Raw genomic sequence first — 13,964 nt, 5'->3', positions numbered from 1 at the left:
TCCTGCCCAGATGACCCCTGAAACCGTCGATATCCTCGATCCGGACCTCTACCTCGCGGGCGCGCCGCACGATCGCTTCGAGATCCTCCGCCGGGAGGCGCCCGTCCACTGGCACCCCGAGCCGGCGGGCAGGGGATTCTGGGCGATCACGCGGCACGCCGACGTCGCCCGCATCTCGCGCGATCCGGCCGCGTTCTGCTCGGGGCGCGGCCTCTTCATCGAGGATCTCCCGCCGGGGGACATGCGCGACAACCCCGATGTCATGATCATGATGGATCCGCCCCGGCACGCCCGGTTCCGGGCGCTGGTCAGCAAGGGGTTCACGCCCCGTGTCATCCAGCGCCTCGAGAGCCACGTCCGGGAGCTCGTGACGAGGCTCATCGACGACGCCTGCGAGCGCGGCGGGTGCGACTTCGCCAGCGACATCGCGGGCAAGCTGCCTCTCTCCGTGATCCTCCAGGTGATCGGCGTCCCCCGCGAGGATCAGGAGCAGATGCTCGACTGGACGACGCGGTTCTTCGGCGCCAGCGATCCCGCCTATGGCGTCACGCCCGAGGAGCTGAACGCCGTGCTCCACAACATGAACGCCTATGCGCACCAGCTCGCCGAGCAGCGGCGGAAGGAGCCCAAGGACGACATGCTGAGCTTGCTCATGGCCGCCGAGGTGGACGGCGAGAAGCTCTCCTACACGGAGTTCGGTGGCTTCTTCAACTTGCTGCTCACGGCCGGCCACGACACCACGAAGAACCTCATCTCCAACGGGATGCTCGCGCTCCTCGAGCACCCCGACCAGCGCCGGCGCCTGCTCGACGATCCCTCGCTCCTCCCGACCGCCATCGAGGAGATGCTGCGCTTCACTCCGCCGGTCTATTACTTCCGGCGCTCCGCCGTGCGGGACATCGAGCTCCACGGGCAGCGGATCGCCGCCGGCGACAAGGTGGTGCTCTGGTACGTCTCGGCCAACCGCGATGAAGCGGTCTTCAGCGATCCGCACAAATTCGATGTCGGCCGGACGCCCAACGAGCACCTCTCCTTCGGCATCGGCCCGCACGTGTGCCTGGGCCTCGTGCTCGCGCGCCTGGAAGCGCGGGTCGCCTTCGAGGAGCTCCTGCGCAGGCTCCCCGATCTCGAGCTCGCCGGGCCGGCCGTGCGGCTCCGCTCGAACTGGGTGAGCGGCGTGAAGTCGATGCCGGTCCGGTGCGCGCGCCCTGCCCCGTAGCGCGTCCCGGGGCAATGAAGTGCCGTGCCGGGGGAAGCACGGACAGCGCCGCCCCCCCGCCCCGCGCAACCCTGGATCCGCGCCCTGGTGACGCGGTACGGTCACCCGTGACCGAGACCGTCCTGCTCATCGACGACGATCCGGGGTTCCGCGACGCCTACCGCGAGCTGCTCGCGCTGGAGGGGTACGCCGTCGCCGAGGCCGGGGCCGCCCCGAAGGCGCTCTCGGAGCTCCGCCGCACCAGCGCGCGCCTCGTCGTGCTCGACCTGATGCTCCCGCCGTCGGGCCGCCCTGATGAAGGCGCGGCGCTCGCGGACAAGCTCCTCGCCGAGCGGCCCGCGGCCAAGGTGATCGTCGTCTCGGGCGCGGGTGAGACCCTGCTCGCCCTGCGCCTCGTCGAGCGCGGCGCGTACGACTTCCTGGCCAAGCCCGTCGACCCCGACGTGCTGCTCTCCGTGGTGGCCCGCGCCGCCGCGCGCCTCGCGCTCGAAGATCGGGTGGCGGAGCTCGAGCGCTCGCTCGCCGCCCGCGAGGGCGACGCCTCGGCGATGCTCGGTCAGTCCCCGGCCTTCCTCGAGGCGAGGACGCTGTGCGAGCGCGCGGCGCCGACCGACGTGCCGGTGCTCATCACCGGCGACTCGGGCACGGGCAAGGAGGTGTTCGCCCGCTACCTGCACGCAAGGAGCCGCCGGAAGGACAGGGCCTTCATCGCGGTCAACTGCGGCGCGCTCGCGCCGACCCTCCTGGAATCGACGCTGTTCGGCCACCGGAAAGGCGCCTTCACGAGCGCGATCAAGGACGCTCCCGGCCTGTTCGTCGAGGCGGACGGAGGGACCCTGTTCCTCGACGAGATCGGCGACATGGAGCCGGCGCTGCAAGTGAAGCTCTTGCGCGTGCTCGAGACGGGCGAGATCCTGCCGGTGGGCGCGGCGCGCCCGCTGACCGTGGACGTCCGTGTCGTGTCGGCCACCCACAGAGCGCTCGAGTCGATGGTGGCGGACAGGACCTTTCGCGACGACCTCTACTGGCGCGTGCGCGGGATCGAGATCGCCTTGCCCCGGCTCGCGGATCGCGTGGGCGATCTGCCGCTCCTCGCGCAGCACTTCCTGAACCTGTCGCGGGCCCTCGTGCCGCGCTCGCCGGTGACCGCGATCTCGCCCGGCGCGATGCGCCGGCTCGAGGCCTGCGACTGGCCCGGCAACCTGCGAGAGCTCCGGCACGAGATGCAGCGCGCGCTCGTGATGGCCGGGGGCAGGGGAGAGATCCTCGAGGACGACCTCTCGCCGGCCCGGCGAGGCAGCGGTCCCGCGGCTTTGGCAGGCGACGACGAGCCGGCCGAGGGAGCGACGCTCGAAGAGAAGATCGCGGCGCTGGAGCGGCGCGAGATCGCCGCCGCGCTCCGGGCGACCCAGGGCAACAGGAGCCAGGCAGCAGCGCGGCTCGGGCTCTCGCGGCAAGGGCTGCTCAACAAGATGGATCGTCACGGGCTGAAGTGATCTCGGTCGCTCGTGTGCTCATGAAGGAAGATTTTGATCGAGCGAGAATGACACGGGATCTCACGGCCTGACGTGATCTCGGTCACTCGTGTGTTGGTGAAGGAAAAATTCAATCGTTCGAGAACGACACGGAATCGGAGAGCGCCCACAAAAACATGAGCCGCGCCGAGCGCAGGCCGGCACTGAAGGAACCGAGAGCGCGGCTCCTCATGGGCTGCAGCTGGGGCGGGTGGATCGAGAACATGGTCCCGCCGGAACGGGGTCGCCTGTGCGCCCCGATCCGGCGCGATGCCCGCCGCCTGACACGCGCGATGTCGCTCGCTCCTCGCGAGGAGCGCCCATCGCGCGATGCGCAACTTCAGGAGGAATCATGACGCTTGGCAGGTTGGTGCTCGTGGGGTGTCTGTCGCTGGTTGGCTCCGCTCTCGTCGCCTGTGGGAACGGCGATCCGGATCGCCTGGGCGAGGGGAGGGGCAACGTGGTCGGGACTCCGCCCCCGTCCGAGGGCGACGGCTGTACGCTCACCCAGGGCTACTGGAAGAACCACGAGGAGAGCTGGCCGACATCAAAGCTCACCATCGGAGGAGTCGAGTACTCCCAGGCCGAGCTGCTGGAGCTCTTCCGGACGGCGCCGCGGGGCGACACCAGCCTGATCCTGTGCCACCAGCTGATCGCCGCGCTGCTGAACGTGGGTAGCGGCGCGAGCGACGCTGCCCTGGACGGGGCGCTCGCGGACGCCGAGGCGTGGATGGCCGACAACAAGGACGCCGACGGCCGGCTCCCGTACGGCGTCAAGCAAGGCGGCGCGGCCGAGGATGCCGTCGCGCTGTCCGGTGCGCTCGCGGACTTCAACGAGGGCGGCATCGGCCCTGGCCATTGCGACGGCGGCCCCGGCAGCGGCTCGGACGACCCCGGGGGCAGCAGCTCCGGCGATCCGGGCGGCGACGACGGCGGGCACGATTGCCCCGATGACGGAAGCACGGGCGAGACCGATGGCGGCGGCTCCGACGGTGCCGGCGGCAGCTCCGACCCCGGCGGCGGCGAAGGCGGGTCGGCTTCGACGTGCGCGGATCCTTGCAGCGACGGCTGCACCGATGGCTACATCTGTGTCGCCGGGTGCTGCGCGTTCATCGCCAACTGACCCAACCGCGAGCCAAGCTCCGATGACAGCTCACGCGGGTGCCGCGGCTGCCGCCGCCGCGCACCCGCCGGGCTCAAGGTGCGCGTCGCGCCGGTCCAATTTGATTGACGCCGTTCATGTGAACGCTCACAGTCGACTCGTCGATCCTTCTTCCGCTTTGCCACGGACAGGCGTGCCATGCGCACCGGGCCCTTCGTCACTTCTGCGCGTCCGCCGTGACGGTCGGGCTGGCGCCTCCAGGTGAGTCGCATCCTCGCCCGAGATCATCGCGGGATCGGCACGCGGCGAGCGCGGAGAGACGAATCGGGCGATCACGAGAGGGTCTAGACGATGCCGAGATTAGCTGCTTACTCCTCCTTTCCTGTCGTCGCCTTGATGGTTCTCGCTTGCTCGTCAGAGACAGGCTCGCCCGGCACGGGAGGCGGCGGAGCCGATCAAGCCACGGGCGGCGCAGGCGGGGCCCACACGTCTGCGAGCAGCGGGGAGACCACCTCCACAGGGGGAACGAGCAATGACGCCAGCTCCTCCAGCAGCAGCACGACAGGTGGCTCGACCGGGGGCGGACCGCAGGCCGGGGCCGGCGGCATGGGGACCGGCGGCACGGAATCACCGGCGGGCAACCCGAGCCCAGGCTGCGGCAAGTCGGGGCGGCCCGAGGGCGGGAAGGTGACGGTCGACGGCGATCACATCTACACGTTCCCGGACAGCTACGATGGCAAGACCCCTCTCCCCCTCTTGATGGGCTTCCACGCCTGCGGCAACCCGATCGACCAGTTCATCAACCTCACGCGAGGGTCGGCCTTCGAGACGGAGTACGTGCGCGCCGTGGGGAGGTCGTCGGACGGGGGTGGATGCTGGAACTACAACAGCGACATCGCCAAGGTCCTGCGGATCTACGACGACCTCATGGACAGCTACTGCATCGACATGGACCGCGTGTTCGCCACCGGCCACAGCTCCGGCGCGCAGATGATCGTGCAGATCTTGGCGCACAAGTCCGACGCCGAGCACCTGAACTTCAAGGCGGTCGCGCCCGTCGCGGCCTCCGACTACGGCGCGCTGCAGGTGCCCACGCCCGTGATGTACATCCAGGGCCAGAACGACACGGTCCGCGGGGGAGACGGGGCGAGCACGGTCGCGAGGTTCCGCACCGCCAACGGGTGCGAGATGAGCTCGACGCCGTATTCCCAGGTGATGGGCTGCCAGAGCAGCGGCAAGACGGTGAACCCCGGCTGCATCTCTTACAGCGGCTGTTCGGAGCCCACGATCTGGTGCTCCCACGACGATCCCTCGTACAGCAACACGAGCCACGGCGTGCCGTGTTTTGCCATCAAGGCGATGTACGACTTCTTCACGGGCATGCCGTGAGGACGCCCCGAGCCGCGATCGCGAGCGCCGCCTCCGGGCCGCCGCCCTGAGCTCACGGGCTCGGTGCAAACGTCACGCGGACCGTCACCGCGGAGGTGACACGGATACTGCCGGGCTCGACGGAAAAGCCGTCCGCGCCGCCGAGCCCCTTCATCTGCTGCGCAAATGCAGAGCGCTCCTGCTGAACGACCGAGATCGACCGCAGGTCGACGATCCTGACGTTCGCCGCCTTGGCCACCGCCTTGGCGTTCGCCTGCGCGTCCTGCACGGCGGCCGCGAGGGCGCCGCGGCGCGCGTCGGCGCGGTCGCTCAAGAAGAACTCGAGCCCGCCGACGTCGTTGGCGCCCGAGGCGAGCGCGGCCTGGAGGATCCTCGAGCCCGCGGCCTGGAGCTCGGCCGGCGACGCGCCCCGCAGCGCGACGGAGAGCTGGCTGGAAGCCGAATAGCCGATGATCCTGGGCTCGGTGATCTCCTCATGCGGCACGTGCGACTCTCGGATCGGCGAGAGTGAGATATCGACAGTGCGGATTTCCAGCCCCGGGATGGCGAGGCCACGCAGGGCGGCGAGCACCGCCTGCGACCTGCCAGCGGCCTTGTCGCGCGCGGCCCCGAGCGTCTTTTCGCGCACCTCCACGCCGATGCTCGTGCGCATCGAGTCCGCAGGCCTCACGACCTCGCCGATGCCGCCGATCGTGATGGTCCGGCTCTCGTCATTCTCCGCCGTGGCGCCGGGTTCCTTGGCTGCGAGGCGATCCGCCGCGAGGGCCTGGGCGACGGGGCGCCCGGCCAGCGCGGTCGACGAAATGCAGGTCATGACGCCGAGCGCGAGCCCTGCGATCAGGCTTCCCGTGAGGGTCGGCATAGTACGACGCATCGCGATTCTCCTCCTTCGAGCGGATCGGCTGCGCTGGCAGTCGAATTGGCCGTCAGCGCACCGAATCTAGGGCGGAGGCGGCTCGACCGCGAGGGGCGGGCTCAAGGGGCCTTCGCGTCGGTGAAGTACGGCCTCTGCCCGCGAGGCGCCCGCATGCCCAGCTGCGGGCCTGCCCCGGGTTGACAGGACCTCCTTCTCTGCCCGGCTCGCGCCTCACGCGCCCAGCTCGAAGAGCTGCATCGCGACCAGCGCGACGCAATCGGGCTCGCGCGAATCCGACACGATCTGCCGGAGCTCGTGGAAATACCGCACGTGCAAGGCCCGCAGCCGCGCGAGGTCGCCGCGCGCGACGCTGACGAGGTTGTAGGAGTACAGCCCCGGATCGCCGCGGCGCTGCCGGTCCGCGGCGACGTCGAGCCAGTGCGCTTTCAATCGCTGTCGCGGCTCGGCCGCGCCGCGGGTCATGTCGACCGTCTCGGCCGTGGCCGCGTACCGCCCTCCGCGCCATCGGATCAGGCCTGCCCGCGACAGGGCCTCGAGGCACGCACGCACCTCGTCGCGCGGGAGCGCGAGGCGAGCGGCGACCCACGCGTCGTCATGGCAGGGGAGGGCCGCGTAGCCCGCGAGCTCGAGGACGCGCAGGACCGCGTGAGACCAGGGGAGCTCCGTCGCTATCCGCCGGCGCTCCTCGAGCACACCGAAGTCGCGCGCCACCGAGGGCAGCTGTCCCGGAGGGACGAAGAGCGCGAGGAAGTCGAGGAGCCGGTCGGTGGTCGCGTCGACGAGGGCCAGCACGTCGGGCAGCCGCGGCTGGGAGGTGCCCGCGATGAAGCGCGACACCTGGGATGCGCTGCGCCCGATGCGAGCGCCGATCTCGGCGTTGCTCAGCCCGCCCTTGACGACCTGAAGGAGGGTGGCCGTGAGGGCCGGGTCGGAGACGGCGACGGCCGCGCCGAAGGCCGACTCCTGGCGCACGAAGTCCGAGAGCACACGATGGACGTCAACGCCGTTGTACGCCGCGACGCGCAGCACCGTGGGGAACGTGGGAAAGCGCCGCCCGGACTCCCAGCCAAAGGCGACGTTCGTCCCGTAGCCGAGCCGGACGCTCAGCTGCCGCTGCGAGCGCCTGCCGCGGAGCGCCCGGCAGAAATCCCTCGCGATTTCATCGTATTGCGATGGTTTGTATCGCATTTATGCATCGAACATAGCACATCGGAGCGATAGATAATGCGTAACTGCGCTACGCGGCGCTTGCGGGGGCTCCTGCGCTGCGGCAAGTGATGCTGATGGAGGCTGCGATGAACGTACGGCTTGCTTGCTGGCTCGTGGCGGGGCTGCTCATGGGGTGCACGCGCGGGGGACAGACGGGGGAGGTCGCCGCCGATCCCTGCGACTTCCTCCCGCAGTCGACGGGTCAGGCCGTGGAGCATGCCCTCTCGGACCCGACGCCCCTCGGTGTGAGCGGCCAGGAGGCCATCGACGCGACCGGGGGGGCCGGAAGCTTCGACGTGACATGGGCCAACGGGACGACGAGCGCCGTGAGCTGGTCCCTCGCCGCCGACGCCGAGAGCTCACCGGTCGTGGCGTACATCGACCGCAGCAGGGAGTGCTCCGACGCGTATCTGCAGATCCTCGTGCTCGGGAATCTATCGAGCAGCGACGGCATCCTCGACCACGAGCAGCGCGGGGCGCTCTACCGGGGCGACGACGGGGCCGCGCACCTTCGCCTGTCCTTCCTCTTCGACGAGAACCCGTTCCCGGACGTGTACGCCGGCCGCGGTTCGGGGGACAGCTGCGCCGGGTGCGGCGGCGCATTCGAGCTCTCCGTCGAATCGCGCTGGGCGGCGGGCGAGTCGACCCCTCGGGGTCATGTGGACCTGATCGAGAACGGGACGCTGCTCGGCGAGGTCGGCGCCTTCTGAGGGCGCGCCGGTCAGGGCAAGGCGGTGGTGATCACCTCCTTGATGGTCGCGGTGCTCTGTTCTTCTGCAGAACGCCGTCCGTGGACGCTGACAAAAACGAAGGCACGGAGGTCGCCCGCGCGGCTACTTGAAGCGGCAGGTCCTGTGTCCGCTCTTCTCCTCGCAGATGAAGTCCGTCGGGCAGTCGCGATCGTCCTCGCACGCGGAGAAGCAGCGGGTTCCGCTGTGATCAATGCAATAGAAGCCCTCGGGGCAGTCTTGATCACTCTCGCATTTGGGGCTGCACCAGCCTTCGGCCGAGCACTTGCCACCCAGGCAGCAGGAGTCCTGCTGGCCCCCGCAGCTCGCGTCCCCGTCACATGTCGCGCCGTAGGGAACACCGTTGAACGTCGTGACGGGCCGCGCGATACCGCCGCTGCCGTCACTGCTCTCGCCGCATCCGATCAGGATCGTCGCCGCGAACACCACCACCCATCCCCTTGCCGTCATGCGTATGCACTTTACACCACGAGTGACGGCCTTGTCATCAGCTCGCGCGCCGCGGAGCCGCGTCGAGCGGATGTGTCGTGCGACATGTCATGACATGAACCAGCATGTCACAGCGACTTGCTCCTCGAAGAATCGCTGTTTACAGTGCGCGCTGTGAAGCGCCTTACGAGGCGCCTGTCGCCTCGGGGGTTGGGGCGAAGGGCGCCGAAGGTGACCCAGAACCCATCTTCGCCAATCTCGGCGCCGTCCGCCCTTGCCATCACCACCATTCGCGGTGACTGGCTCGGTGCTGAAGTGGTCCTCGACGCACCCGACGATCGAGGAGCGCGTGAGCCGGCTGCTCTCGGTGGCGTCGAGCGGCCGGACGGCGAGGGCTTTCGAACGTGATGGCCTGACGGCGAGCGTTGGCCCATCGATCCCTTCACAGAGAAAGAGCAAAACAATTCGAGGATATCGAGGGCGAGTCGCCACGTTCGCTGCCGGTGACGGAAGATGGTTGATGCGCTCGCCTTCCTGGAAGCGCGACGACAGCTCGACGACATGCCGGTCAGGGCAAGGCGGTGGTGATCACGTCCTTCGTGGTCGCGGTGCTCTGGCCGGGGCGGTCGACACAGGATGGGTAGTACTGGCCGGCCCCGTTGACGGTCTGGCAGACCTGGCTGCAGGGTCCGACCATGCGGATCACCCCGCACCCCACGAGCTGGCCGTCGGACGTCAGGTGGCCCGCGGCGCAGTCGCGCTGGTAGGCGCGCGAGTTGTCGACCGTCGCGCTGTTGTAGCAAGCGTTGACGTAGGGCTGCGCCGCGAACAGGTTGCCCCAGAAGGCCCCCTCGATGTCTGGATAATCGATGAGCTCCTGGCTGGAGGAGAGCGTCTTCAACGGATCCCGCAGCGAGCGCGCGGAGAGGAGGACCGGTACTTGATAGTAGTTCACGCGCGCCGCCACGCAGCTGGAGACCATGCGCTGCCCGAGCTCGTCGAGCGGCCCGCTCGCCCAGGTCGGCGCGGCGCCGAGCAGCCCGGGGTAGCGCTCGTTGTAGATTTTGCCCTTGGAGTCCTTCCACGAGAAGGCGAAGTACTCCGTGCTCCTCAGGGCGCAGCTCGTCGCATAACGCACGAACTCGCGCGCCAGCGCGCCGGCCGGGCCGGGATCCTGGAGCGCGGCGAGGTTTTGCGCGCTGAGACCGTTGAGGTTCAGGGCGTTGAGGTTCAAGGCGTTGAGGTTCAGGGCGTTGAGGTTCAGGGCGTTCGCGCTGAGCGCGTTGCCGCCCAGGAGGGCTCCCTGGGATTCCCCCACGAGCTCCTCCGGCGCCTCGGTGTCCCCCACCTCCGCGACGCAGCCCGGCAGCACCCCGGCCCCGACAAGCACGATGAATGTCTCCTTGAGCGACATGGGTTCCCCCCCATTTCTGGCGCATTCCCGGCGGCTCCCTGCGCGCGGCGCGGGCTCACCAACATCGCCCATAGGTCAACTATGGGTTCAATATTCTATCTTTTCGCATTATCACGCTCGTGCAAGGTGATTCAGCGGCGACGAGGGTGGGTGTCCGGGGCGTCCGATGCTGACAGCGCCGTCAGCTCCGTGTGCCAGCGACGGAGGCGACTGCCCATGACGGTCGGCGTGGTGGAGGCGGCCGCGAGGGCGCGCTCGATCTGCAGCCGGGCATCGACGTACCGGCCGCGACGGAAGGCGGCGAGGGCCCGCGCCTCGAGCACCTCGATCCGCTCCTGGCCCACCGAGCAGCGCGCGGAGCGCTCCTCGAGCGCGGCCCACGCGTCGCCGTCGTCGTCGCGCGTCGCGAGCTCGATCATCGCGCAGAGCACGTCCTCCGAGGGCTTCAGCGCGTCGCCGCCGGCTTGCTCTTGCGCCGCGCGAAGCCGCAGGGCGATCCCGCGAGCGCCCGCCTCGTCGCCCTGGTAGAGGCGCAGGCGCGCGGTCAAGAGCGCCACGGCCATCGGCGCGTGGTGCTCGTCGCAGCGCGGCCCCATCGCCTGGACGGCGCGCGCGTGGGGCGCCGCGGCCTCGAGATCGTCCATCAGATACAGGTACTCGGCGAGGTTGTAGCGGCCGACGAGCTCGAACGCGGGCTGGCCGAGGTCGCGCCCGAGCGCGAGGGTGCGCTCGAGGTCGGCGATCATCCCGGCGCGGTCGCCCTGGAGGGCCCGCGCGAGCGCGCGGTTGTTCAGCGCTGCGCCGAGGTGCATGAGATCGCTGCGCTCCTCGCAGCTCCGGATCACCGCGTCGAGGTCCCGCGCCGCCTCGTCGACCCGGCCGAGGCTGGCCAGGATGAAGCCGAGCATCAGCCGGGCGATGATGTGTGTCTCATAGCCCTCGTCCCCGAGCCGCGCGGCTTGCTCCGCGGCGCGCGACAGCACCATGGCGGCCTCGTCCTCGCGGTCGTCCCGGTGGAGCGAGCGGCCCATGCCGAGGAGCAGGCGGGCGCCGAGCAGGGGGGAGTCCACCCAGTCGGCGAGGCGCTCGGCGGCCTCGACCCGCTCGCTCGCGGCGCGGTACTCGCCTGTCCAGTCGAGGATCATGGCCTCATCGAGGAGGAGCTCGATCTCCGCCCCTGGCTCCGACGCCTCGGCCGCCTCCTCGCGCGCCGCGGCGAGGTCGGCGAGGGCCTCGGTGTGCCGCCCGAGCCGGAAGCGAGCGAGGCCCCGCGCGTGGCGCGCCGCAGGGAGCAGCGCGCCGACCAGCGCCTCGGCGCGCCCGTAGCAGCCCTCCGCGTCGAGGTAGGCCCGGCGCGCGGCCGCGAGCTCGGCGCCGCGGACGAGCAGCGACGCCGCCCGGGCGGTCAGGCCGCCGCGCTCGCAGTGCGCCGCGAGCACCAGCAGATCGGCCTCGCCCGCGGCCTCGAGCCACTCGGCGGCGAGGCGGTGGCCGAGCGCTCGATCGTCCTCGGTGAGCTGCGCGTACGCGCCCTCGCGCAGGAGCGCCTGGCGGAAGCAGTACTCCTCCTCGCCGGGGAAGCGGCTCTCGCGGCGGCGGACGCAGAGCTCCCCGGTGACGAGCGCCGCGAGGTGATCGGAGAGTAGCGCGGCGTCGCCGCCGAGCAGGTGGGCGACGGCGCCTCGCCAGAACACCTCGCCGAGCACGCTGGCGGCGCGCAGGATCCGGCGCGCAGGCGGCGCGAGCGCCTCCAGCCGGACCTGCACCATCGCCACCACGGTGTCGGGCAGCGCTTCGCCCCGGCCCTCCGCCGTCGCGCGGATCAGCTCCTCGAGGAAGAAGGGCTGGCCCTCGGACTGGGTGACCAGACGATCGACGAGCGCCCCGTCGGCTGCGCCGCCCAGCGCCTCCCGCGTGAGCTGCGCGCACGCCCTCGGCGAGAGCTGCCTGAGCCAGAGCTCCTGCCGCCCGCGCTCGCCCCAGAGATCGGGGTAGGTTTGCTTGATCTCGGGGCGCGCCGTGGCGAGCACGACGAGCGGCTGGTCCGCGAGCTCGCGCAGCGCCGCGTCGATGGCCGCGACCGAGGCGCGATCGGCCCAGTGCACGTCCTCCAGCGCGAGCACCACCGGCTGGGCCGCGCACTCGGCGCGCAGAAAATCGCGCAGCGCGCGCTGCATCTGCTCGCCGAGCAGCTCGGGATCCTGCCGGGCGGCACGGAGCGGGAGGCTGTCCTCGTCGGGGAAGGGGACGCCGGCGAGCTCTCCGAGGAACTCCTCGATCCGGCGCCGCTCCGCCTCGGGCGCGCGGCGGGCGACACGCGCCCGGAGGAGCGCGCGCCGCTCCTCGATGGGCTCGCCGCCCTGGATCCCCGCCGCGCCCCGGATCACCTCCGCGAGCAGGCCGCCGATGGAGCCCGCGCGCAGCGGATCCCCGAGCCCCGCCCAGATCTCCGCGGGCGCGCCGGCGCGCCGGAGGGCCGCGAGGTGCTCCTGGAGCAGGCGGGACTTGCCCATGCCCGCGGCGCCGATGACGAGCACCGCCCGGGCGGCGGGCTCGCCGGCGCAGGCGGCGAAGGTCTGCTCCAGCAGGCGGAGCTCGTGATCGCGGCCGACGCAGGGCGTGGGCCTGCCGAGGAGCGGGCGCCACGGCTCGGCGGCGCTGCGCTCGCCGCGCAGCTCGACGGCGCCGGACGCGGTGATCGCGGCCTCGAAGCGGGCCTCGAGCAGCCCGGCGGTGGTCCTGTCGAGGAGGATCTGCGGCGCGCCCGCGCGGCCCGCGCTCCGGAGCAGCCCCGCCGCGCGCTGGATCGCGTCGCCGACCGGCAGGCCGCACCCGAGCTCACCCCAGCCGACCGTGATCGCGATCGGGCGATCGGGGACGCGCTCCCGCAGCGCCAGCGCGCAGCGCGCGAGCTGCGCGGCGACGTCGGTGGGCACGTGCGGGCGGCCGACGATGAGCACCGCCGTACCGTCGGCGAGCAGCTCCAGGCGCCCCTCGAAGCGGGCGGCGACCTCCCGGAGCGCGCCGGCGTCCGCGTTCGCCTCGCAGAGCGAGAGGGTGGCGTCCAGCGCGGACGCTGACGCGCGGCCGATCACCGCGACGCCGTGGAAGCGGCGCTCGCTGCTGGTGAGGGCGGAGCTCGTCGGTCCCGCGATCGACCCGCCGTGGACCTCCTGCGCCGCGAGCGCGGCGTGGGCCGCGGCCCCGTCACGCGGGCGCCGCGCCGGATCCTTCTCGAGCATCTGCGAGACGAGCGCGTCGAGCCACGGGGGCGCGCCGAGGCAGCGCTCGGACAGGCGCGGCGGATCATCGAAGATGATCCTGGCGAGCAGGGCGACCAGGTGATCGGCCTGAAACGGCGGCGCGCCGGTGACGCACTGGAAGAGCACGCAGCCGAGCGAGAAGATGTCGGCGGGCGCGCCGACCTCATCGCCGCTGCGCGCCTGCTCCGGGGCCATGTAGTCGGGCGTGCCGACCAGCATCCCGGCGCCGGTGATCGGCGCCATGTCCGGGAGGCGGGCGACCCCGAAATCGAGGAGCCTGGGCTTTTCGATCCGCCCGTCGACGAGGAAGATGTTGGCCGGCTTGAGATCGCGGTGGACGATCCCCAGCGCGTGGGCGGCGCCCAGGGCCGCGGCGACGCGCGCCCCGAGCTCCACCGTCTCGGCGACCGAGAGCCGTCGGCGCGAGAGGAGCCGGGAGAGGTCCTCTCCCTCCAGCCATTCCATGACCAGGAAGGGCGTGCTCTCGCGCGCGGCGCTGTAGGCGACGTACCGGACGATCCCGGGGTGTGCGAGGCGGGCGAGGAGCTCGGCCTCCCGCGCGAAGCGCGCGAGGTGGTGCGGCGACGGATCGTGCAGCACCTTGGCGGCGACCCGCCTTCCGGTGGTGACGTCCCAGGCGCGGTAGACCGCGCCCATGCCTCCGCTCTCCGCGAGCGCTTCGACGCGGAAGCGCCCCCCCAAGAGCTCCCCCGAGCGCACCGCTCAAGGATAGACGGAGAATGCCGTTCGTCCAGCGATCCCCTGGATTCAGGCCGCGGATCCTGCGCGCGCGGCGCCC

At 71.1% G+C, this 13,964-nt stretch carries 10 protein-coding genes; 5 read left to right on the top strand and 5 right to left on the bottom strand.

Annotation, left to right across the window (positions count from 1 at the left end; all coding sequences use genetic code 11):
• The first annotated feature begins 10 nt into the window (after positions 1-10).
• The 4 genes from WME95_RS42980 to WME95_RS42965 all read left to right on the top strand — a co-directional run bounded on the left by WME95_RS42980 (position 11) and on the right by WME95_RS42965 (position 5,224).
• Entirely contained in the window at positions 11-1,219 is a 1,209-nt protein-coding gene (locus WME95_RS42980) for a cytochrome P450 (RefSeq protein WP_437905050.1), read from the top strand.
• Between the two features lie 107 nt (positions 1,220-1,326).
• Positions 1,327-2,715: a sigma-54-dependent transcriptional regulator gene (locus WME95_RS42975; protein WP_437905049.1), complete on the top strand. Its 1,389-nt coding sequence runs from the start codon at positions 1,327-1,329 to the stop codon at positions 2,713-2,715.
• A gap of 370 nt (positions 2,716-3,085) precedes the next feature.
• Entirely contained in the window at positions 3,086-3,856 is a 771-nt protein-coding gene (locus WME95_RS42970) for a hypothetical protein (protein ID WP_437905048.1), read from the top strand.
• Positions 3,857-4,186: 330 nt separating this feature from the next.
• On the top strand, positions 4,187-5,224 hold the full coding sequence (locus WME95_RS42965) for an alpha/beta hydrolase family esterase (protein ID WP_437905047.1): 1,038 nt from the start codon (positions 4,187-4,189) through the stop codon (positions 5,222-5,224).
• A gap of 52 nt (positions 5,225-5,276) precedes the next feature.
• Here WME95_RS42965 and WME95_RS42960 read toward each other — a convergent pair whose 3' ends face one another.
• Together WME95_RS42960 and WME95_RS42955 are read right to left on the bottom strand one after the other, a co-directional pair.
• Positions 5,277-6,098 carry an SIMPL domain-containing protein gene (locus WME95_RS42960; RefSeq protein WP_437905046.1) on the bottom strand — a complete coding sequence of 274 codons (822 nt, stop codon included), beginning with the start codon at positions 6,096-6,098 and terminating at the stop codon, positions 5,277-5,279.
• 213 nt (positions 6,099-6,311) lie between these two features.
• A complete protein-coding gene (locus WME95_RS42955; RefSeq protein WP_437905045.1) occupies positions 6,312-7,289 on the bottom strand; it encodes a DUF4423 domain-containing protein in 978 nt (325 codons plus the stop codon).
• A gap of 107 nt (positions 7,290-7,396) precedes the next feature.
• Between WME95_RS42955 and WME95_RS42950 the strand changes: the two genes are divergently transcribed.
• Entirely contained in the window at positions 7,397-8,020 is a 624-nt protein-coding gene (locus tag WME95_RS42950; protein WP_437905044.1) for a hypothetical protein, read from the top strand.
• A gap of 123 nt (positions 8,021-8,143) precedes the next feature.
• Here the strand turns inward: WME95_RS42950 and WME95_RS42945 are convergent, their stop codons facing one another.
• The 3 genes from WME95_RS42945 to WME95_RS42935 form a co-directional block, all read right to left on the bottom strand.
• Positions 8,144-8,509: a hypothetical protein gene (locus WME95_RS42945; RefSeq protein WP_437905043.1), complete on the bottom strand. Its 366-nt coding sequence runs from the start codon at positions 8,507-8,509 to the stop codon at positions 8,144-8,146.
• Between the two features lie 547 nt (positions 8,510-9,056).
• Complete coding sequence (locus tag WME95_RS42940) at positions 9,057-9,902, bottom strand: hypothetical protein (RefSeq protein WP_437905042.1); 846 nt, start codon at positions 9,900-9,902, stop codon at positions 9,057-9,059.
• Between the two features lie 131 nt (positions 9,903-10,033).
• On the bottom strand, positions 10,034-13,822 hold the full coding sequence (locus tag WME95_RS42935) for a serine/threonine-protein kinase (protein WP_437905041.1): 3,789 nt from the start codon (positions 13,820-13,822) through the stop codon (positions 10,034-10,036).
• Positions 13,823-13,964: the final 142 nt, after the last annotated feature.

Source organism: Sorangium sp. So ce327 (genome assembly GCF_051530205.1).
Classification (GTDB): Bacteria; Myxococcota_A; Polyangia; order Polyangiales; family Polyangiaceae; genus Sorangium; species Sorangium cellulosum_B.
This window is presented reverse-complemented; position numbering and strand designations above follow the sequence as displayed.

Coding starts and splice junctions, on each gene's coding strand:
- WME95_RS42950 (WP_437905044.1), top strand. CDS start 7,397: ATGAACGTACGGCTTGCTTGCTGGCTCGTGGCGGGGCTGCTCATGGGG.
- WME95_RS42940 (WP_437905042.1), bottom strand. CDS start 9,902: ATGTCGCTCAAGGAGACATTCATCGTGCTTGTCGGGGCCGGGGTGCTG.
- WME95_RS42960 (WP_437905046.1), bottom strand. CDS start 6,098: ATGCGTCGTACTATGCCGACCCTCACGGGAAGCCTGATCGCAGGGCTC.
- WME95_RS42965 (WP_437905047.1), top strand. CDS start 4,187: ATGCCGAGATTAGCTGCTTACTCCTCCTTTCCTGTCGTCGCCTTGATG.
- WME95_RS42935 (WP_437905041.1), bottom strand. CDS start 13,822: ATGGGCGCGGTCTACCGCGCCTGGGACGTCACCACCGGAAGGCGGGTC.
- WME95_RS42945 (WP_437905043.1), bottom strand. CDS start 8,509: ATGACGGCAAGGGGATGGGTGGTGGTGTTCGCGGCGACGATCCTGATC.
- WME95_RS42955 (WP_437905045.1), bottom strand. CDS start 7,289: ATGCGATACAAACCATCGCAATACGATGAAATCGCGAGGGATTTCTGC.
- WME95_RS42980 (WP_437905050.1), top strand. CDS start 11: ATGACCCCTGAAACCGTCGATATCCTCGATCCGGACCTCTACCTCGCG.
- WME95_RS42970 (WP_437905048.1), top strand. CDS start 3,086: ATGACGCTTGGCAGGTTGGTGCTCGTGGGGTGTCTGTCGCTGGTTGGC.